This is a genomic window from Nostoc sp. (assembly GCF_036917555.1).
GTDB lineage: Bacteria > Cyanobacteriota > Cyanobacteriia > Cyanobacteriales > Nostocaceae > Nostoc.
Genome location: NZ_JBALDD010000021.1, coordinates 115,345 through 134,193 on the forward strand (window position 1 = coordinate 115,345; position 18,849 = coordinate 134,193).

The 18,849-nt window shown below is 41.0% G+C and carries 21 protein-coding genes and 1 tRNA gene; 10 read left to right on the forward strand and 12 right to left on the reverse strand.

Features of this window, described 5'->3' with window-relative positions; translation table 11 throughout:
* Positions 1–6: 6 nt before the first annotated feature.
* Positions 7–354, reverse strand: a complete 348-nt coding sequence (locus V7K60_RS35145; protein WP_442944348.1) for a nucleotide-binding domain-containing protein — start codon at positions 352–354, stop codon at positions 7–9.
* Positions 355–555: 201 nt separating this feature from the next.
* Between V7K60_RS35145 and V7K60_RS07725 the strand changes: the two genes are divergently transcribed.
* A complete protein-coding gene (locus V7K60_RS07725; protein ID WP_334924315.1) occupies positions 556–2,154 on the forward strand; it encodes an Hsp70 family protein in 1,599 nt (532 codons plus the stop codon).
* Here the strand turns inward: V7K60_RS07725 and V7K60_RS07730 are convergent, their stop codons facing one another.
* The 7 genes from V7K60_RS07730 to V7K60_RS07760 form a co-directional block, all read right to left on the reverse strand.
* The gene (locus V7K60_RS07730) at positions 2,155–2,367 is read right to left on the reverse strand and encodes a PIN domain-containing protein (protein WP_334924317.1); all 213 of its coding nucleotides are present in this window, start codon (positions 2,365–2,367) and stop codon (positions 2,155–2,157) included.
* Positions 2,368–2,385: 18 nt separating this feature from the next.
* Positions 2,386–2,541 (reverse strand): hypothetical protein, encoded by a 156-nt coding sequence (locus V7K60_RS07735; RefSeq protein ID WP_334924319.1) that lies wholly within the window; start codon positions 2,539–2,541, stop codon positions 2,386–2,388.
* Between the two features lie 133 nt (positions 2,542–2,674).
* Positions 2,675–2,827, reverse strand: coding sequence for a type II toxin-antitoxin system prevent-host-death family antitoxin (locus V7K60_RS07740; protein ID WP_334924321.1), 153 nt, complete (start codon positions 2,825–2,827; stop codon positions 2,675–2,677).
* A gap of 74 nt (positions 2,828–2,901) precedes the next feature.
* The gene (locus V7K60_RS07745; protein ID WP_334924322.1) at positions 2,902–3,465 is read right to left on the reverse strand and encodes a Uma2 family endonuclease; all 564 of its coding nucleotides are present in this window, start codon (positions 3,463–3,465) and stop codon (positions 2,902–2,904) included.
* A gap of 125 nt (positions 3,466–3,590) precedes the next feature.
* Positions 3,591–4,115, reverse strand: coding sequence for a L,D-transpeptidase (locus tag V7K60_RS07750; RefSeq protein WP_334924324.1), 525 nt, complete (start codon positions 4,113–4,115; stop codon positions 3,591–3,593).
* A 503-nt stretch (positions 4,116–4,618) separates the two neighbouring features.
* The gene (locus tag V7K60_RS07755) at positions 4,619–5,134 is read right to left on the reverse strand and encodes a L,D-transpeptidase (RefSeq protein ID WP_334924326.1); all 516 of its coding nucleotides are present in this window, start codon (positions 5,132–5,134) and stop codon (positions 4,619–4,621) included.
* 113 nt (positions 5,135–5,247) lie between these two features.
* On the reverse strand, positions 5,248–5,880 hold the full coding sequence (locus tag V7K60_RS07760; protein WP_334924328.1) for a bifunctional 4-hydroxy-2-oxoglutarate aldolase/2-dehydro-3-deoxy-phosphogluconate aldolase: 633 nt from the start codon (positions 5,878–5,880) through the stop codon (positions 5,248–5,250).
* Positions 5,881–6,280: 400 nt separating this feature from the next.
* Between V7K60_RS07760 and V7K60_RS07765 the strand changes: the two genes are divergently transcribed.
* Both V7K60_RS07765 and V7K60_RS07770 read left to right on the forward strand, forming a co-directional pair.
* On the forward strand, positions 6,281–6,547 hold the full coding sequence (locus V7K60_RS07765; RefSeq protein ID WP_334924329.1) for a hypothetical protein: 267 nt from the start codon (positions 6,281–6,283) through the stop codon (positions 6,545–6,547).
* 480 nt (positions 6,548–7,027) lie between these two features.
* A complete protein-coding gene (locus V7K60_RS07770) occupies positions 7,028–7,300 on the forward strand; it encodes a GlsB/YeaQ/YmgE family stress response membrane protein (RefSeq protein ID WP_094348080.1) in 273 nt (90 codons plus the stop codon).
* 271 nt (positions 7,301–7,571) lie between these two features.
* Here the strand turns inward: V7K60_RS07770 and V7K60_RS07775 are convergent, their stop codons facing one another.
* Complete coding sequence (locus tag V7K60_RS07775) at positions 7,572–8,822, reverse strand: nucleotide-binding protein (RefSeq protein ID WP_334924330.1); 1,251 nt, start codon at positions 8,820–8,822, stop codon at positions 7,572–7,574.
* Positions 8,823–8,968: 146 nt separating this feature from the next.
* On the opposite strand from V7K60_RS07775, the gene V7K60_RS07780 reads away from it, so the two are divergent.
* Positions 8,969–9,799: a metallophosphoesterase gene (locus V7K60_RS07780; protein ID WP_334924331.1), complete on the forward strand. Its 831-nt coding sequence runs from the start codon at positions 8,969–8,971 to the stop codon at positions 9,797–9,799.
* A gap of 218 nt (positions 9,800–10,017) precedes the next feature.
* On the forward strand, positions 10,018–10,851 hold the full coding sequence (locus tag V7K60_RS07785) for a metallophosphoesterase (RefSeq protein WP_334924332.1): 834 nt from the start codon (positions 10,018–10,020) through the stop codon (positions 10,849–10,851).
* Positions 10,852–11,469: 618 nt separating this feature from the next.
* Here V7K60_RS07785 and V7K60_RS07790 read toward each other — a convergent pair.
* From V7K60_RS07790 to V7K60_RS07800, 3 genes are all read right to left on the reverse strand, one after another.
* A complete protein-coding gene (locus V7K60_RS07790; RefSeq protein WP_334924333.1) occupies positions 11,470–12,219 on the reverse strand; it encodes a hypothetical protein in 750 nt (249 codons plus the stop codon).
* A gap of 317 nt (positions 12,220–12,536) precedes the next feature.
* Complete coding sequence (locus V7K60_RS07795; RefSeq protein WP_334924335.1) at positions 12,537–13,997, reverse strand: DnaJ domain-containing protein; 1,461 nt, start codon at positions 13,995–13,997, stop codon at positions 12,537–12,539.
* A 110-nt stretch (positions 13,998–14,107) separates the two neighbouring features.
* A complete protein-coding gene (locus tag V7K60_RS07800; protein ID WP_334924337.1) occupies positions 14,108–14,719 on the reverse strand; it encodes a J domain-containing protein in 612 nt (203 codons plus the stop codon).
* A 28-nt stretch (positions 14,720–14,747) separates the two neighbouring features.
* Here V7K60_RS07800 and V7K60_RS07805 point away from each other — a divergent pair, with 28 nt between their 5' ends.
* From V7K60_RS07805 to trxA, 5 genes are all read left to right on the forward strand, one after another.
* Entirely contained in the window at positions 14,748–15,836 is a 1,089-nt protein-coding gene (locus V7K60_RS07805) for a tocopherol cyclase family protein (RefSeq protein ID WP_334924339.1), read from the forward strand.
* 32 nt (positions 15,837–15,868) lie between these two features.
* A tRNA-Arg gene (locus V7K60_RS07810) sits at positions 15,869–15,942 on the forward strand.
* A 399-nt stretch (positions 15,943–16,341) separates the two neighbouring features.
* Positions 16,342–16,872: a YdcF family protein gene (locus V7K60_RS07815; protein WP_334924341.1), complete on the forward strand. Its 531-nt coding sequence runs from the start codon at positions 16,342–16,344 to the stop codon at positions 16,870–16,872.
* Between the two features lie 149 nt (positions 16,873–17,021).
* On the forward strand, positions 17,022–18,185 hold the full coding sequence (locus V7K60_RS07820; protein ID WP_334924343.1) for a GuaB3 family IMP dehydrogenase-related protein: 1,164 nt from the start codon (positions 17,022–17,024) through the stop codon (positions 18,183–18,185).
* Between the two features lie 311 nt (positions 18,186–18,496).
* Positions 18,497–18,820 (forward strand): thioredoxin, encoded by a 324-nt coding sequence (gene trxA, locus V7K60_RS07825; RefSeq protein ID WP_104909616.1) that lies wholly within the window; start codon positions 18,497–18,499, stop codon positions 18,818–18,820.
* The last annotated feature ends 29 nt before the right edge of the window (positions 18,821–18,849 follow it).

Sequence of the window (18,849 nt, forward strand, 5' to 3'; positions counted from 1 at the left end):
ATTTGACTATTTGTTACAGAACATTGGATATGGAACGCTAATTAGAGACAATCTCAAAGCTAGAAGGGGTTCAGCCGGCATACGCACTAGTATTATAATTACTTTCACTCTTTTTACGCCTACGATTCGCCCGTACTGACGCACTACACAATCCATGTAGTGAATTCCTTTATAGGATGAGCGTTCTGTTGTAACTAATCCTTTTCCTGCTGGGTGTCCAAGATCATTGTTCATTTCAGCTTCAGACCTTTCAGCATCTACGTGTGAAGTGAGTTTTAAGCACCTCATGCCAATAAGAAAAAGACTGGAACTATGATAAAGCCTGCTGTTGAGTTTATTGCTCCTTTTATACATTTACAGCCACTGATTTCCATGCTTTTTGACAAGCCAATTGTCTAACTGTGCTAACACTTCGCTGCAACGGACTGAATCGATATCGGGGTTGGGATGCAAAGAAGCAAGCGTATGGGCGCATTTGCATTCTTGGTAGCTTATAGAGAATAATCAAAAATAAAGCAGCTTTGGCATCTTCGTGCGAGAGAATAAATATAAAATATGGCGATCGCAATCGATTTTGGTACTAGCAACACAGTCATTGCTCGTTGGAACCCCGTAACCCAGCAGCCAGAAACCCTGACTCTACCAGGTTTATCAATTAAACAAAGTCTCAATCCGCCACTGATTCCCAGCTTGGTTTATGTTGAAGACGCAACCCAAAATAAAGTCTTAGTCGGGCAACAAGTACGCGATCGCGGTTTTGACCTCAAAGGCGAAACGCGATTTTTCCGCAGCTTCAAACGCGGTATTGGTGCAGATATTCAAGGTTTTTTACCCGAACTAGATGGGCAAATTGTCACCTTTGAACAAGTAGGGCAATGGTTCCTCACCAAAGTAATTGAAGAACTAGCGCCCCTGCAAGGTGGGTTAGATTCTCTGGTGTTAACCGTACCTGTAGACAGTTTTGAAGCCTATCGTCATTGGTTGGGGACAGTATGTCAATCCCTTCCCGTCGAACAAGTGCGAATGTTGGATGAACCCACAGCCGCCGCCTTGGGTTATGGCTTGGCAGATCAAGAAATTCTCTTGGTGATTGACTTTGGTGGCGGTACTTTAGATTTGTCCCTTGTGCGGTTGGATCGAGGTGTCCAAGCAACCACCAAACCACTTGGATTTATCCTGAAATGGGGTAATAAGTCTCTGGCTGAAGATTCAAAACAAAAAGTCAAAACTGCCCGTGTCTTGGCGAAAGCTGGTCAAAATCTGGGTGGTACTGATATTGATAATTGGTTAGTAGATTACTTCGCCAAAACTCAAGAGTTGGCGGTAAGTCCTTTGACAACAAGATTGGCAGAACGAGTGAAAATTCAGCTATCAACTCAAAATCAAGCTAGTGAAGTTTATTTTGATGATGAGACATTTGAAAGCTATGAACTGGAACTAAACCGCGATACTTTTGATAATATCCTTAAAGAACACGCTTTTTTTGAGTTATTGGATGAGTCGATGACGACACTGTTGCAGCAAGCAAGACGGCAAGGGATAGAACTTCCAGATATTAATGCAGTTTTGTTAGTTGGTGGCACAGTGCAATTGCCGGCAGTGCAGACATGGATCAAACAGTATTTTGAGCCAGAAAAAATCCGTTGCGAACGTCCCTTTGAAGCGATCGCTCAAGGTGCATTACAGTTAGCACAAGGGATACAAATCAAAGACTTTCTTTACCATAGTTATGGTATCCGCTACTGGGATCGTCGCAATCAGCGTCACAAATGGCATTCTTTAATTAAAGCTGGACAGGCATACCCAATGAGTCAGCCAGTAGAATTAGTCTTAGGCGCTTCTATGGAAAATCAGCCTAGTATTGAATTAATTGTGGGAGAATTGGGAGCAGATACAGGTAGTACTGAAGTTTATTTTGATGGCGATCGCTTAATTACTCGCCGTATGGACAATAGTGAAACCAGCGTCAAACCCCTCAACGATCAAGAAGGGGCGAGGACAATTGCCCAACTGACACCAACCGGATATCCTGGAAGCGATCGCATCAAAATCCACTTTCAAGTTGATGAACAACGCTTTTTGCGAATCACCGTTGAAGACTTGTTGACTAATGATACACTTTTGGAAAATCAACTTGTGGCACAGTTGAGTTAATTAACTAAAAGGATTTAAAAGTGGGATACCACAACCGTCAAAATCCCGGATGTTGCGCGTTACTAAGGTCAATTGATGAATTTGAGCAGTAGCAGCAATCATCATATCTGCTTGGGTGTGTGTTTTCCCACTTAATCTTAGTTGACCTTGCAATTCCCTGGAGCGCTTGGCAATTTCAATGGTGATGGGCAATACTTGACAGTTATTTTCCAAAAAGCTCTCAAACCATATTTAAATTCTAGGATTAGGCTTGGATGTCAGTCCATAAAATATTTCTTCAACGGTGATGGCACTCAGAACTAATGAGAAATCTCTTTCTGCCCATTTCAATACACCAGAGTTAGGTTGGAGTTTTATTAATTCGCTGATAATATTAGTTAGTATCACAAAGAAAAGTCATCAATGGCATCAGCCAAAGGGTTAGGACGGTGTTGGCGGGAGGGTACTTCGAGGATATAATCTTCCTCAGCAGCTATCTGACGTAGTTCTTTGAAAACATCGCTAGAGAAATCTTTTCTTGCTACTTGCGCCGCGTCAAAAATTCTTCAAACATCTCAGCTTCAACAACAACAGCCACCAGTTGATTTCGGTTGTAGATGAGTTGCAGTTCTTTAGTGACAGCATGAATTAGTTCAGAGAACCTCTGTTTCGCTTCTGCAATTCTCCAGTTCATCTAAAACCTCTTTTATTCATCATCATGTCTATATTTCTATCAAAAAGCATACACCTAACGGCGAATGTGTATTTCTAACCAGCCATTTTTAACCATCCAAAAACTTGATTGACAGTTAATGCAAGTTCAATTTCCGGTAAAACAGGCAAAAAATCTTCTCCCTGGAGTAGCACTGGCTGCTGCTCTGGTAGAAATACCAAAATACTCAGATCATCAGGGTCAAGAAACCATCCTAGGCGACTGCCATACTTCAGACAGTGAAGAATGTTCCCAATTACTTTATTGGGTTTTTGTTCTGGCGAGAGAATTTCAATCGTCCAGTCTGGTGGAAGTTTAAAATTATCAGGTACTTGATCGTCAACTGTGAACGGTATGCGTCTCCACTGAAATACAGCTACATCAGGTACAATTGAGCGTTCCCCAAAGCTACACCGTAATTCGGGAAACCCATAGGCAATCTTCTGATTCTCTGTGACTTCATTGATCACAGCACAGAGTTTACCTTGTAAGCGGCTGTGTCTCCCTTTTGGCATTGGCTTTTGAATAATTTCTCCGTTAAGATATTCACTCGCCGGCTTGGTTTCTGGGAGCTTCAGAAACTCTTGCAATGTCAGAGGTTGAGTAATTATGACGCTCATAGCTCCTGAATCCCTTGAAGATTGTTTTTAGTCTAGCAATATGTATAGACAGGTGCTTAACTCCGTGAACGCACCCGTCTATACATCAAAGGAAAAATTGCAGATTATTGATTACGAATTACCGATTATTTCCGCACCACTACTAAAGTTCCTGTTGAAGCCCAGTTGTAAAGATTACGAGCTTGCTTAACAGGTAAATTTACGCAACCGTGGCTGACTGGAGTCCCAAAACGGTTGTGCCAATAAGCACCGTGAATGGCATACCCTCTGTAGAAATACATTGTGTAAGGAACGTCAGGAATGTTGTAGCCTCTGCCTCGCATCCGGTGAGTACGATACTTAGAATTAATCCGAAATCTACCTATGGGTGTAGGAGTCGACCGCTTACCTCCAGAAATGAGGTATGAATGAACAAGTTTATGACCTTCCCATGCACGTAAACGTTGTTCTGACAAATCAATTTCAATCCAACGAGGTTGACTAATATTATTAGTGCTGTTTTGATCGACTGAGGTGGCTGTTGCTGTAGTCGAGTTGGGTATACCTGTTAGCGGTGATGACCAAGAGAATAAAGTCACCACCATCAGCGCCACACCTGTACAAAAAGTTCCTGAAGAACGAATCCCACCACGGCGAATCCAAGTTTGCATTATGCCTCATCTTCTAAACTACGCAAAAATCATCAAGTGAAGTAATTTTCTGGAAAACTACAAATTTCCAGATCGATTACTTGCTTTCTGTGGAGGATTTACGCAATTCATCCGCTAATGCTTCTGAAAACAAGTCCTAAGTTAATCCGCATCCAATTTGCACATTTGTCATTTGTCCATAATTAAATGATCAGTCCTAACTAGTGACTAATGACCCATGACTAATTACAAAGGACAATCTTTACAAAAATCTGTCATTTAAATGCTTAAATACAAACTTTCCCCAAATTTATATTTGCATTTGTAATTTCATACAGGAATTGTCAGGATTTCCGCTTATTTTTTGGGCAAATCGTTAAATGCCCTTTTCTAGATTTTATTCCAAGTTCAGTAATTCCGACTCCGAAGATTCCCAGCATAAAATATTGCTGGGAATCACTTAATTGTCTTGATTTATTGTTATTTATAATTTTACCTAAATTGCTTTTTAGCTGCTTCACCTACTATTTATGAATGACTATTGGTGTCCCTACCGATGCCCACTCGAATAGCCATTTTGCATGTTTGGGTGCGATATTCACACAGCCGTGGCTCATTGGAGTACCAAATCTCTTATGCCAATAAGCTCCGTGAATAGCGTAATTACCTTGGTAAAACATCGCATAAGGAACGTTGGGAACATTATAGTTTTCTCCCTGCATCCGCGTAGTTTTAAACTTGGATTGAACCTTAAAAGTACCAACAAGAGTAGGAGTGGCTTTTTTGCCAGAGGAAATAGCACTTCCATAAACAACTTTGTCACCTTGCCAAGCTATCAATCTTTGCTTTGAAAGATCAATTTGAATCCAGCGCTGATTTGATTGTTGTAATGTCTGGATTTTTTGTGCAATCACTTGATTTTTGGAATTTGCCCAAACTTCACTGGTTCCAGTAGTAGTAAAAACACTTAAGGACAGTACTGTACCAGTGAGGATTATTTGTAAGCGACGCACCCAGTCAGGAGAAATTTGTCTTTTCATTTTAGATACACTCACACTCAAATCATGGGGTCTTGAGAAACTTATCAGGTTTCACCTTTATTTCCATATCTATTGCTTTAATAGACGTGAATGTTTGATGATTTGATTCTAAGTTAACCTAACTGTTGCATTAGGTTTTTTGCCTGAGTTGCGATCGCTGACCAATTTCCCTCTGTGACAAGCTTTTGGGGAAATAATTCCCCGCTCAAACCGACAGCGATCGCTCCGGCTTGCAAAAATTCTTTGGCATTTTCTAGAGTCACGCCGCCAGTAGGAATTAAGGGAATCTCACCCAGTGGCCCTTGCAAACTTTTGATATAATTAGTCCCTCCCACTGCCTGCACGGGAAACACTTTTACACAACTAGCGCCTTGACTCCAGGCGGTAACAATTTCTGTAGGAGTCAGCGCTCCTGGTATGATAGGCACATTTTTTTCTTGTGCTGCTTGAATCATTGCCGAATCAACGTGGGGTGTAAACAGGAATTGTGCCCCAGATGCGATCGCATCTTGTAACTGCTGCACATTAAATAGCGTACCAGTGCCAACGATACAGGCTGGTAATTCCGAACGTAGTTGACTGATTAATTCCCCAGCGCGATCACTATTCCAGGTAATCTCAATTAGCTGCATTCCCCCAGATACTACAGCCATTGCCATTTGTTGTCCCACTTCGATTTGAGGAGCACGGATGACTGCGATCGCTCGGTGTTTTTCCAACTGTGATAACCAAATTTGATTAGGCATTTTGACTAGAGATTCGGGACTGGGAGTAGGGATTGGGACTAGAGAATAGTTTTCAATAGACCTCTTGCGAAAGTCCCTAACACCCCACACCCCTTCCTTTGATAAGGAGAGGAGCGTTTGCTTTACTCAAATGCGGGGTGGGGTTCTTTATTTTTGATTTATGCAAGAGGTCTAATCTAGTAAATACCTAATTTTTAATACTAATGCCCAATGCCCCTCAAGAATGCTGAGTAATGAGTGCTGTTAGCGGATAGCTAAGGTTTAGCCCCATACCCAATCCCCTTAAAACTTGCTTATTGCATCAAGCTATGAGATATTAAACCTAAATAACATAAAACCTATCGTATTACCGTAGTTTAAAATTAATGCCTCAGCATTTGGGTCTAAAGGAGTAATTAAAATGACAATTACACGACAAAACACAGCAGCATCCTTACCAATCACCATTCACGATTCTGAAAGCGCCGATATAACTAACTTTTGGAAGCTTGTGCGACTAGGTGCAAATGGCTTTTGGTGGCGCACTAAGGCATATACAACGATTCTGGGCGTTATGCTGCTAACCTTAGTAAGTCTGATTTTTCTAAGTATGCATTGGTCTTACCGCAGACTGTTCCCATTTCTCAGCCATCAAGTTATTGGTAGCGATCATGGGATAAGCAATTAAAAATTAAAAACTAGACATGAACTTGCAAAGGGATAAACGATCGTCTCAATTACCTGATCTTGCTTCCTTTACATTACTTTAGAGACAGTCTTTAAAAACTCAGCTTAATTCTTCTAGTAGAGGAGAGAGCTAATTAAAAATGCATATACTGCAATTACCAAGCAATAGTTTATATAAGCCCCTAGTTAAAGACCTACTAGGAGCTTTTTTTTAATTGACTATTTACCTCAAATGGGTCATATAGCAGTGGTCAGACAGCTTAGGACATTGGCAAATCCTAAGAGAACGGGGCTGTCACACCTATCCATAGCCGACTTGTCCTCAGCAGGGTGGTAGCCGCAATATATATATTAAAAAATCTAGTAGCAATTAAACTATTCCTAACGGATATTTATAATTAATTCTGATGGTAGATTAAGTCAGAAATGAAGCTCGTTAATATGTACTTGTAAGTTAAAAACTTTTACCAACTTAACAACAATGAATATTCTTGCTTGGATTGTTTTAGGTCTAATTGCTGGTGCGATCGCAAAAGCTATCTATCCCGGTCATCAAGGTGGCGGAATTCTAGGAACAATTGTGTTAGGAATCATCGGTGCTTTTGTTGGCGGTAGTTTGGGTGTATTTTTCAGTACGGGAACTTTATCTCTAGCAGCTCCTAGTCTCAGCATTCCAGGTATTGCAGTAGCTGTACTTGGTGCAATTGTCGCAGTTTTCCTGTGGAATTTACTAACCAACCGCAGTGCTGTATAAAAAATTGCGGTAAATCAATGACAAAGATTTAGCAAATTCATTTAACTATTTTTAACTGTGAATTAAATTAAAAAAATAGCGCCACCATAATAACAGGTAGGCGTTATTTTTTTGATTGTTTTGCAATAAAATATCAAAATTAGCCTTAGTAGGGCGTGTTAGGGCTTGGAGGGGGTTTAAAATAAGAAAATCCACCGAACTTAGCGCAGATATTGCTAAAAATTTTATAAGAAGATTAGCGATCGCTAAGTGTAAACTTATCTTAATAGTCTTAATTAGCTCTAAGAATTCCTATACCAGCTTCTCTTTCAATATAATCTGCTAAGTTGATAAAATCTTCACGCGGGTAGCATCTTCCGCCAACTAGATCAAAGGCTAATCTACTGGCAGGGTTTTCTGGATTTTCGAGTATATGTATACCCCAGTAGTAAAGTAGGTCGCTAGTCCGAATACAAACTTCTTCTGGATCTATACAATGAAATTTTTTATCTATTTTACTAATTTCTTTATAGGCATTAAAATAAACTTCTTTTAGAAGCTTTAAGCGCTTAATACCAGGGTCTTTAAAGTTGTTAACTAATACAAATAAATGAGCTAAATTATTGATTTCACGTATTTCTTTAACAGTATCTTGAATAACTTTACCGTGCTTACTTATTCCCAATGGATTAAAGGTTGTTGGGATAATACAATAATCTAATCGCTTAACTAGCTCTGGGGGATTACGCTCTAATGCTGGTGAGCAATCGCAAATTACTATTTGACAGTCACGGGCAGCATCTTCATCCCAATCATTTCCATCAAAAACTTGAATAGTTGTACCTACCCCTTTAGGATTTGGAACAAAAACCCCATCACCTACTAATTTTTGCAGATTTTGTTCTGGGTCTAAATCCACAAGTGCTACATTAAATCCTTGCAGTGCTAATGCTCCTGCTAAATGCCCTGCTACAGTTGTTTTTCCTACTCCGCCTTTACAAGTAAAAACTCCAAAATAAACTTTTTTTGACGTAGTTTCTTCAGGAGTTTCAGGATTACCTCTGCCCCCAATGACGTAATCACCATCAATCCCAACCAGCTTATTTTCATGGGCAATCCCACAGCGAATTTTAGTATCTTTACCCCAGGTTCTCATTAATGCTAATGCTGGTCCGCCAAATCCTTTTGTAGTTATGAACCAACCAAAATTAAATTTTTTGCCTTCGTCAGAATCTAAAAAGTCAGCAAACTTTAAAAGCTGTGGCGCTGTTACGTTACTTTTTAGCCATTTAACCTGAACAACACCAACTAGGTTTCCTTTTTTGACTACTAGATCATAGCCAGGCTGATTGGTCTTTGCAGTTTCAACTGTCCAATCTGCTTTATAGAGCAATTTTGCTACGTGCTGCTCAAAGTGGGTAAAATCCTGGATAAATTGTGACTCTAATAATGACGACATAAACAGCTTTAGATGTTTTGGTTCAACGTGGTAGTACGTAATACAATATACTTTACCCAAATAAACTGACATAATTAACAGCAAAGTTACGTCTGATTTTAACTAAGTATAAATACACTAAAATATACAGCTTTCATAAAATTTCCAATAAGTTGCTCTGGTCGCTGTACACAAACCGATAATGTTCAGTTAAGCTGTAAACGCTATGATTGAGCTTTATTAAACGTTTTATGCATTGGTTGTTATCTGGGCCGTTGAGTACAGAAGCTTTGACGGTTAACATTGTAGGGTTGCCTGCATCGTTACAAGGTAAAAAGCTGGTGCAGTTGTCAGATTTTCACTACGATGGTTTGCGGCTGTCAGAAGAGATGTTAGAAAAAGCGATCGCACTTACTAACGAAGCTGAACCAGATTTAATTTTATTAACTGGTGACTACGTAACTGACGATCCGTCGCCAATTCACCAACTGGTACTTCGACTCAAAAATCTGCAAAGTCGCAGTGGTATCTATGCGATTCTTGGCAATCACGATATTTATTACAAACAGGCAAAAGCCGAAGTTACAGAAGCCCTTACTAGTATTGGAATTCACGTCCTTTGGAACGAAATTGCCTATCCATTAGGAAAAGAATTACCACTAGTTGGGCTTGCTGATTATTGGTCACGGGAATTCCATCCTGCACTAGTTATGAACCAGCTAAACTCTGACACACCCTGCATCGTTTTATCCCATAACCCAGATACTGCGGAGATATTACAAACATGGCGAGTCGATTTACAATTATCTGGTCATACTCACGGTGGTCAAATCGTGATTCCTGGAATTGGTCCTGTGGCGTTATTTTACGAAAAGCTTGTAAAAAAAATACCCAGAAAAGTGCGGCGTCGATTCCCGTTTTTACAAGTAAATGTTTCTGTAGTCAACCATTGGGAATGGGTGCAGGGTTTGCATCGGCTAGATAAAAATCAGCTATATGTCAATCGTGGTTTGGGAACTTACCTCCCAGGACGCTTATTTTGCCGCCCAGAAGTTACTATAATCACCCTACAAGGTGAGTAGGTAATTCCAAATTCAAAATAAAAGAACGCAATTACAGCAGGTATTCTGGCTAATGAGTGCTTGCAAACTCAGTCAGAACCTGCTTACTTTCATCGCAGAATTTAAATCAATGAATTAATTGTATTTAAAGTAAATGACATAAATTATTGCATTTTATCAAGTTACATTTTAATTTTTGGTAAGCTGTAAACGCTGGTATGAGGTGTATCGGTTGTCTTATGCATTGGTTGTTTACAGGGCATTTAAGAGTAGATAAAATAACGGTTAAGATTGCGGAACTTCCTGCATCTTTACAAGGTACAACGTTAGTACAGTTATCAGATTTTCACTATGATGGTTTGCGACTGTCGGAAGAGATGTTAGAAAAAGCGATCGCACTTACTAACGAAGCTGAACCAGATTTAATTCTATTAACTGGTGACTACGTAACTGACGATCCCACACCAATTCACCAATTGGTGCTTCGACTCAAACATCTGCAAAGTCGCTGTGGTATCTACGCCGTACTTGGGAACCACGATATCTATTACAGCCACTCCAAAGCAGAAGTTACACAGGCGTTAACCAGCATTGGGGTGCATGTGCTTTGGAATGAAATCGCCTATCCATTAGGAAAAGAATTACCATTAGTAGGACTAGCTGATTATTGGTCACGGGAATTTTACCCCGCATCAGTCATGAATCAACTAGACTCGATTACACCCCGCATTGTTTTATCTCATAACCCAGATACAGCCAAGATATTGCAACAATGGCGCGTAGATTTGCAACTATCTGGTCATACCCACGGTGGTCACATCGTCATTCCGGGCATTGGCCCTGTAGTACTTTATTATAAAAAGCTCCTCAAACAAATTCCCAAAAAATTGCGGCGTTGGGTAACATTTTTCTTAGGAGACTGCTCGAAAGTAGTCCGATATTGGGAGTGGGCGCAAGGGTTTCACAAGGTGGAAGAAAATCAACTATATGTCAATCGTGGTTTAGGAACTTATAAACCAGGACGTTTATTTTGTCCGCCTGAAGTGACTGTAATTACCTTAATTAGTCATTAGTCATTAATCATTGGTGATTGGTCACTGGTCTAAATAAATGATAAAGGACAAATGACTAATGACAGCCCTCACTGGTCAGAGTGCAATTTCAAATGCATAACACTCAAAGCAGAAACCGCCTGAAGCTACGATGGATAAATCTCAATAGCTTGGGGCGGTTTCTTGAAGATTGGAGAATTTAGAAATGACTAACTTAAAATTTGGTGGACAGTATTTGCGTTGGCGTAGCCCGTCGTAGACATGGCTTTACTCAGAATTGCACATCCTTACATTCCAACTAGGCAGGCATTTTCTGGCTGTGCATTCTAAAACCTCCAAAACAACTCATTGAACTCAAGGCAAAAACACATTCAATGGATGCCACAACCAAAAGAGCGATCACAATGAGATTAGAGCAGGAGGCACAGGCTCTAACTTGAAAGTTTTGTTTAACTTTTAACCTGTTTGTACCTTGGTCTTAATCTAGCATTGTGTTTGTTTAGCTACAAGACACGTTTACTAAACTTGAATACCATTAATTTATTGCAACAATTCAGAAATCTTACTTAAAAATTGTCCTACTTGATAATATTGGCATTCACGCCAACATTACCAAGTGGACTGAAAGTTCAGAACCCGTTATTGAGGAGAATCGCCTGCGGTAGAAGAACCGCTATTAGATGTACTGTTTGACTGGTCTACTCCTTGAGGTGTAGTACTTTTAGAAGTGTCACTTTTCGTACCAGGAGCAACAGTATTAGTAGAACTATCGTTCTGCGAAGCCGGAGTATTAGTAGTTGGACTCGTCGCCGGACTTTGTGTCGCTTTAGGGGCTGGCTGGGTTATAGAAGGTGCTTTTTCTGCCGCAGGCTGCTGGGGTGGAATAGTAATGTTAATATCCGGTTGGCGAGGTGCAGACGGAGGTGTAACCTGCTGTTGGGGAACAGGAACAGCAACAGGAACAGGGACTTCCTTAATGGTTTCGATTATCTTCGTTTGTGGTTGAGGAGACGCGCTGGGCGTTGGATTACTCTTACTCGGTACAGGAACCACAACCGGCACAGTATTGTTAACTGCTGCGTTATTCTGCTGGTTGAAGTACCAAACCCCACCTATAACCAAACCAAGCAGGGAAGTAATGATAATACCCAACAGCAAACCACCACTAGCATTGTTTTCATCACGCTGGGCTAAATCTGCTTGCTGGTAGTTACGCTCAACATTTCGACCTTGTACGTAACCGTTGGTGTAAGAGTTGGGATTAGCTGCGCTATTCTTGACTGTTTCAGTGTTTCGTGTCAAATCAGTATGAGTATTACCATTAATATCAGTGTAAGATTCTTGTTTGACTTCACTGTTTTTGATTTCGCGTTCATTGGGAATAGACATAGCCGTTGATTTAACTCCTCAGATTAAGATATTGACAAACTAAAGCTTTGTGAAAACAAAAGGTTTTAATGAACTGAAAATATATGTTGCTGATAAATATTGAGTTTTATTTGCTACTCAACTGTTGGTAATCTCAGAGTAACCTCTGAGATCAAACAAGTGGCTCTATCTCCAGGGAGTTAATACTTAATCTTTAGAGAGTGAATACTTAATCAAAGGAAAGAGTATACCAAAGATGGATGTTATTATGCTGTCAGATGATGATTTGATAAAAAATTTAGTAATTTGGTTCAATTATCTAAATTTTTAATTTGTTGTTAGATATCGGATCGGCAAAGCTTGATTGTCATATCTCGACTACCGCTAACCAAAGTTTTGCCATCAGGACTGAAAGCGACAGAGTTAACCCAATCTGAATGGTTATCCAAAGTGTAAAGTTCTTGTCCTGTGTTAACATCCCATAGCTTCACAGTACAATCTGCACTACCACTAGCAAGATGCTGACCATCGGGACTAAAAGCGATCGCACAAACATAGCTGCGATGTCCAGCAAGAGTATTAATTAGCTTACCTGTACTACTGTCCCATAGCTTGATAGTTTGGTCATAACTGCCACTAGCTAAAATTTGCCCATCAAGGCTGATAGCAACACACATCACCCAACCTGAATGGCCGTTGAGAGTTTGCAGCAGTTTTTTACTCTTCAAATTCCACAGCTTAATGGTATTATCCGCACCGCCACTTACAAAAATCTGTTGTTTTCGGCAAATAGCAAGGGAGTAAACCAAGCCAGAATGACCTTTGAGGACTTCCAGTAATTGTCCCATCTCTATATGGGAAACCTTGATAGTAGTGTCTGTACCGCCACTCAAGATAGTTTGACCATCTGGACTAACGATTACAGAAAAAACTGGGGTTGAATGTACCTTGAGGGTCTTGAGTAATTTACCTGTAGATACTTGCCAAATCATTATGCTACTGTCATCACTGCCACTAACCAGAGTTTGGCTATCTGAGCTAAAGGCTAGGCATCTTACCCATTTTGTATGACTAGTGAGAGTATGTAGTAATTTACCTGTGTCGAGATGCCAAATCTTGATAGTATTATCACTACTTCCACTAGCCAAAGTTTGCCCATCTGGACTGATTGCAGTTATAAAAACCCAGTTTAAATGAGTTAGGGTGTGTACACATTTCCACGGTGAAGGTTGAGACTGTGATTCAGATGGTGGTGGTGGCGTTGGTGGCTTTGGCGGTGGCGATGTCGGTTTGGGTGGTGGCGGCGTTGGTGGCTTTGGCGGTGCTTTTTTCTGTTTCAGTTCCAGTTCTCTGGCATTTTTCAAATCTGACTTGGCTCTATTTTCATATCCTAGTTTCGAGCAAGCAAGCCCTCGGTATTTGTAGGCTTCAAAGTAGTTGGGGTTGAGACGAATCGCTTGGGTAAAGTCTTCAATTGCTTCAGTATATTTTCCTCTTTGAGCTTTCTCCATGCCCAGTTTGTAGAAACTTTCAGCATTAGATGGAGTGAAATCAATTTTGGTGGAAGTGGAAGCAGATTGATTTGTCTCATTTGGCTGATAAGACTTTAAGCTTGCATAAGCTTGATTGATCTCTTTGATTTTTTCTTCTGCTTCTAGCTTTTGCTGCGGTTCAAAAAAACAATCTGGATGCCAAGTCTTAGCCATCTGGCGGTAAGCTTGCTTGACCTCATCAGCAGATGCACCTGGTTTTAACCCAAGGATATTGTAAATATGATTTATATTGAGGACATCGCTCATACTAAGAAATCAGCAGCAAATCTTACTACACTTAGCATTCCCAAGTATAAGTATTATCTAACTTCAGTTCTGGTGTTGTCGCCTAAAGTGTCTTAAACTATATTCGCTCCTTATCTCCAACGCCGATTTAGCCGCAGTAAACTTTTTATCCTCTGACAAAATCTTTCTACCAGAGGTTGAGGCTTTGATACATATCTGGGTGAACGTGATGTACGCGCAGCGCCCGGATTTCTTAACTCTTCTTCTATTTGTGCAGCTTTATTTAAATCTGAAGCGGCTCTATATTCGTATCCCAATTGTGAGCAAACTAGCCCACGATATTTATACGCGTCAATATAGTGAGGATTGAGACGAATTGCGTGGGTAAAATCTGCGATCGCATCCTCATATCTTCCTTGAATAGCATTTTCTACTCCTAAAGTGTAGAAAGTTTCTGCATCCCAACGATTGACAGATATTTTTGGGGGATTTTTAGGCGAAGATGAAGATGGATTTTCAGGAATGCGAGGCTCAGATGGAATTTCAGATTTGAGCCTGTTGTAAGCTGCGTTGATTGATTTGATTTTTTCTTCAGCTTCCTGTTTTTGCCTTTGATCAACAAAGCGATCGGGATGCCAAATTTTCACCAGTTTACGGTAACTTCGCTTCACCTGTGCTTGAGACGCACCGGGTTCCAGCCCAAGAATTTCATAAGCATCATTGATATCAAAGACATCGCGCATACTGAAAAAATCGCAACTATCTAAATCTATGTTAACTATTCCCCTAAATTCTCTCCAAACACCCCATTCTGGTTATCACTGGGATGGTAGTAATCGCCGCTTCTTTGAAGGTTGGTATTACCGCGTCACGTTACCAGAAATTGGGCAAACATTCGCCTTTATGTACTCCATTGAAGATCCCATCGGCGGTAAACCTTACAGTGGCGGTGCAGCTCAAATCCTCGGCCCGGATGATGAGTACCTCTGCCGTACTTTTCCTGATGTCAACAAATTTTGGGGTAGTCAGGATGTTTTGGGTTTAGGTCATTGGGGTAAAAATAATTTGCAAGTTTCTCCCCTATACCTCCTGCCAGCAGAGTTTGAGTATCATGTCGAAGAAGGTTATCAAGCTACAGCCACCTTGAATCAGGGAATAATTCGCGATCGCGCCACCAATAATTATTGCCGTTGGGATTATGAAATTCAACCAGTATACGGTTGGGGCAATCAAAATGTCATTCAGCAATCAACCGCAGGCTGGCTGTCATTCTTGCAGATTTTTGAACCTGGATGGCAAATTTTGATGGCTCACGGTTTGGCCAGTGGGAAGATTGACTGGAAGGGCAAAATCTACGAATTCACTAACGCCCCAGCTTACGGTGAGAAAAATTGGGGTGGTGCTTTTCCTCAGAAATGGTTTTGGATAAATTGTAATTGCTTCGAGGGCGAACCCGACTTAGCATTAACTGCTGGCGGTGGACGGCGGGGTGTGCTGTGGTGGATGGAATCTGTAGCGATGATTGGACTGCACTATCAAGGAAAGTTTTATGAATTTGTTCCCTGGAATTCACAAGTAGAGTGGGAAATTCAGCCTTGGGGTAGGTGGCAAATGAAAGCTAGCAACTCCAATTACGAAATTGAATTAACAGGAACCACGAATTTATCTGGTACACCTCTACGTGCGCCGACAGCAGAAGGTTTAAGATACTGTTGCCGGGACACCATGCAAGGAAAACTAAATTTAGAGTTACGAGAACTAAATGGGAGAAAATCTAAAATAATTTTAAAAGCAGAAAGTTTTCTTTGTGGTTTAGAAGTAGGCGGGGGCCCTTGGGATAATTGTTGGCAGTCTCGCTAAAACTACTGCTATAATTATATATGCTTCGAGTTGGGGTTGTAGCTCAGTTGGATAGAGCGGACGCCTCCTAAGCGTCAGGTCGTGCGTTCAAGTCGCACCAGTCCCGTTATGTTTAAACAATTCATATATGTAGCAATTCACAGGGTAACAGCATTGCTGTGCCTCTAACAGTAGTAGGCCAGTTCGCCCAAGTTGACATATCCGCTCACGCAACTGGCTCCTATATTCCCTGTAATTGAGAACTACTAGATAAAGTGGTTAGAACCCTTTGATGAATCGTCCGATATCGGTTAGGATAATCCATCAATTAGAGGAAAAACTCCAGGCACGCTTAATCGCGCTGTTACACGAAAACCAGTCAAATTTATATTTGGGCAGATTCTTTAGAAGTTTGCTACTCTACTATGAATTGTTTTTTCTTATATCCAGAGAAAATTGTGCATTAAGTAAATTAAGTTATTGAGCCTTGAATAAGCTACTCTTTACAAATAAATCTTTTCATTTTATGGCTTTTGTCCTACCAATAATTACGTGGTGGGGATACAAAGAAGTACAAAACCAATTTGTGCAGCCGCAAGCAGTTGTAGTATTAGGTGGTTCAACGAGACATTTAGAGCGAGAAAAATTTACCGCAAGATTTGTTCGCGAGCATCCAAATATACCGATTTGGATTACAGGCGGCAGTCCACGTACATTCACCCAAAAAGTGTTTACCAAAGCTGGTGTTGATCCTCAACGTTTACACTTGGATTATGAAGCAGTAGATACAGTAACTAATTTTACTACTTTGGTAGATGATTTGCAAGCTCGTGGCATTAAAAGCGTTTATTTGATTACTTCAGACTTCCACATGCGTCGGGCTTGTGTCATTGGCGAAATTATTTTGGGTAGTCGGGGTATTTATTTAAAACCAGTGCCAGTTCCGTCAGAAAAACCCCCTGAATCTATCGAAAAATCTATTCGTGATGGAGCTAGAGCGATAATTTGGTTAGCAACTGGTTACACTGGTGTGGATGCCGCTAAAAATAGACGATAAATAAAACTAATTTTGGATTTTGAATTGGTCAAAATCCAAATGGCTAATGACAGCCGTTACTAATCACTTAATATCGTTCGGGAAAAAACGCCCCAAATTTTCCCACAATTTGATACCCTAGCTTAAACAGATTTGAGTAAAGTTAAAGCGTGGAAATTCAACTTGGGCGGGGAAAAACGGCTCGCAGAGCTTACGGAATAGATGAAATTGCTCTAGCCCCTGGTAACAGAACACTAGACCCTAGTTTGGCAGATACTAAGTGGCGTATTGGCAATATTGAGCGAGAAATCCCGATAATTGCTAGTGCTATGGATAGTGTAGTAGATGTTCGTATGGCTGTACGTTTGTCACAGTTAGGAGCATTAGGTGTCCTCAACTTAGAGGGTATTCAAACTCGCTATGCCGACCCAGAGCCAATATTAGATCGGATTACCTCTGTAGGGAAAGATGAATTTGTTGCCCTAATGCAAGAACTCTATGCCGAACCAATAAAACCGGAATTAATTGAACAACGTATTCAGGAAATTAAAGAACAAGGTGGCATTGCCGCAGTGAGTGCGACTCCAGCGGGTGCAAGTAAATATGGCGAGGTAGTGGCAAAAGCGGGAGCGGATTTATTTTTTGTCCAAGCTACGGTAGTTTCTACTGCACATTTGTCACCAGAATCTTTAGTACCACTTGATTTAGCAGAATTTTGCCGTTCCATGCCCATCCCCGTGGTATTGGGTAATTGCGTGACTTACGAAGTTACGTTGAATTTGTTGAAAGCTGGGGCGGCTGGGGTACTGGTGGGAATTGGGCCTGGTGCGGCTTGTACTTCTCGTGGGGTGTTGGGTGTAGGTGTGCCACAGGCGACTGCGATCGCAGATTGTGCCGCAGCACGAGATGATTACTATAACGAAACTGGCAACTATATCCCCATTATTGCTGATGGTGGTTTAATCACCGGTGGCGACATTTGCAAATGCATCGCCTGTGGTGCTGATGGTGTGATGATTGGCTCCCCCTTTGCCAGAGCCACAGAAGCCCCTGGACGAGGTTATCATTGGGGTATGGCGACTCCTAGCCCAGTCTTGCCCCGTGGCACTCGCATTCGTGTTGCCACCACTGGTAGCCTAGAGCAAATACTCATTGGCCCAGCAGGACTAGATGATGGCACCCACAATCTTTTAGGAGCCTTAAAGACCAGCATGGGTACTTTGGGAGTAAAAAATATTAAAGAAATGCAGCAGGTGGAAGTTGTGATTGCACCTTCTTTATTAACCGAGGGCAAAGTTTACCAAAAAGCTCAACAATTAGGTATGGGTAAATAGAATTGGGGACTGGGAACTGGGAAAGATTTATTTTAATCCTAATCCTTAATCCTTCAATAAATTTTTCTAGCCCCCTAAACAATTGCTGGAAAAATCCGATATGTCGCTTACAATAGAAATAGCGGAGACGCATGTTTCCGTTCACTCCTCACACCACACTCCGCCCGGACTACTGTTCGGGCGGTTCCTTATGTTTGTAAATAAAATAAGAGAGCTTCTTTGCAAATGTACATCCTCGCACTCCCAAGCTGAGGTTTTTGCTATGGTAGAATTTTCACCAAGTTCAGATATTATTGGCGAAGGTTTTAGGCATGTCAACAGCCGCACAAGTTACCGATTCTAGTTTCAAGCAAGAAGTACTCGACAGCGATGTACCCGTTTTAGTTGACTTTTGGGCACCCTGGTGCGGACCATGCCGTATGGTAGCTCCTGTTGTCGATGAAATCTCCGAACAGTACAAAGGTCAAATAAAGGTCGTAAAAGTCAACACAGATGAAAATCCGAATGTTGCTAGTCAGTACGGCATCCGTAGCATTCCCACATTAATGATTTTTAAGGGTGGACAAAAAGTGGATATGGTGGTCGGCGCTGTGCCTAAAACTACATTAGCTTCTACTCTCGAAAAGCATCTTTGAAACTCAATCGGCAATAAAATCCTCTTGAG

Bases quoted from the DNA above. Each gene is read 5' to 3' on its own strand.
- V7K60_RS07765 (WP_334924329.1), top strand. From the start codon at position 6,281: ATGACAATTACACGACAAAACACAGCAGCATCCTTACCAATCACCATT.
- V7K60_RS07785 (WP_334924332.1), top strand. From the start codon at position 10,018: ATGCATTGGTTGTTTACAGGGCATTTAAGAGTAGATAAAATAACGGTT.
- V7K60_RS07760 (WP_334924328.1), bottom strand. From the start codon at position 5,880: ATGCCTAATCAAATTTGGTTATCACAGTTGGAAAAACACCGAGCGATC.
- V7K60_RS07780 (WP_334924331.1), top strand. From the start codon at position 8,969: ATGCATTGGTTGTTATCTGGGCCGTTGAGTACAGAAGCTTTGACGGTT.
- V7K60_RS07770 (WP_094348080.1), top strand. From the start codon at position 7,028: ATGAATATTCTTGCTTGGATTGTTTTAGGTCTAATTGCTGGTGCGATC.
- V7K60_RS07725 (WP_334924315.1), top strand. From the start codon at position 556: ATGGCGATCGCAATCGATTTTGGTACTAGCAACACAGTCATTGCTCGT.
- V7K60_RS07740 (WP_334924321.1), bottom strand. From the start codon at position 2,827: ATGAACTGGAGAATTGCAGAAGCGAAACAGAGGTTCTCTGAACTAATT.
- V7K60_RS07745 (WP_334924322.1), bottom strand. From the start codon at position 3,465: ATGAGCGTCATAATTACTCAACCTCTGACATTGCAAGAGTTTCTGAAG.
- V7K60_RS07755 (WP_334924326.1), bottom strand. From the start codon at position 5,134: ATGAAAAGACAAATTTCTCCTGACTGGGTGCGTCGCTTACAAATAATC.
- V7K60_RS07750 (WP_334924324.1), bottom strand. From the start codon at position 4,115: ATGCAAACTTGGATTCGCCGTGGTGGGATTCGTTCTTCAGGAACTTTT.
- V7K60_RS07805 (WP_334924339.1), top strand. From the start codon at position 14,748: ATGTTAACTATTCCCCTAAATTCTCTCCAAACACCCCATTCTGGTTAT.
- V7K60_RS07815 (WP_334924341.1), top strand. From the start codon at position 16,342: ATGGCTTTTGTCCTACCAATAATTACGTGGTGGGGATACAAAGAAGTA.
- V7K60_RS07795 (WP_334924335.1), bottom strand. From the start codon at position 13,997: ATGAGCGATGTCCTCAATATAAATCATATTTACAATATCCTTGGGTTA.
- V7K60_RS07800 (WP_334924337.1), bottom strand. From the start codon at position 14,719: ATGCGCGATGTCTTTGATATCAATGATGCTTATGAAATTCTTGGGCTG.
- V7K60_RS35145 (WP_442944348.1), bottom strand. From the start codon at position 354: ATGTATAAAAGGAGCAATAAACTCAACAGCAGGCTTTATCATAGTTCC.
- trxA (WP_104909616.1), top strand. From the start codon at position 18,497: ATGTCAACAGCCGCACAAGTTACCGATTCTAGTTTCAAGCAAGAAGTA.
- V7K60_RS07790 (WP_334924333.1), bottom strand. From the start codon at position 12,219: ATGTCTATTCCCAATGAACGCGAAATCAAAAACAGTGAAGTCAAACAA.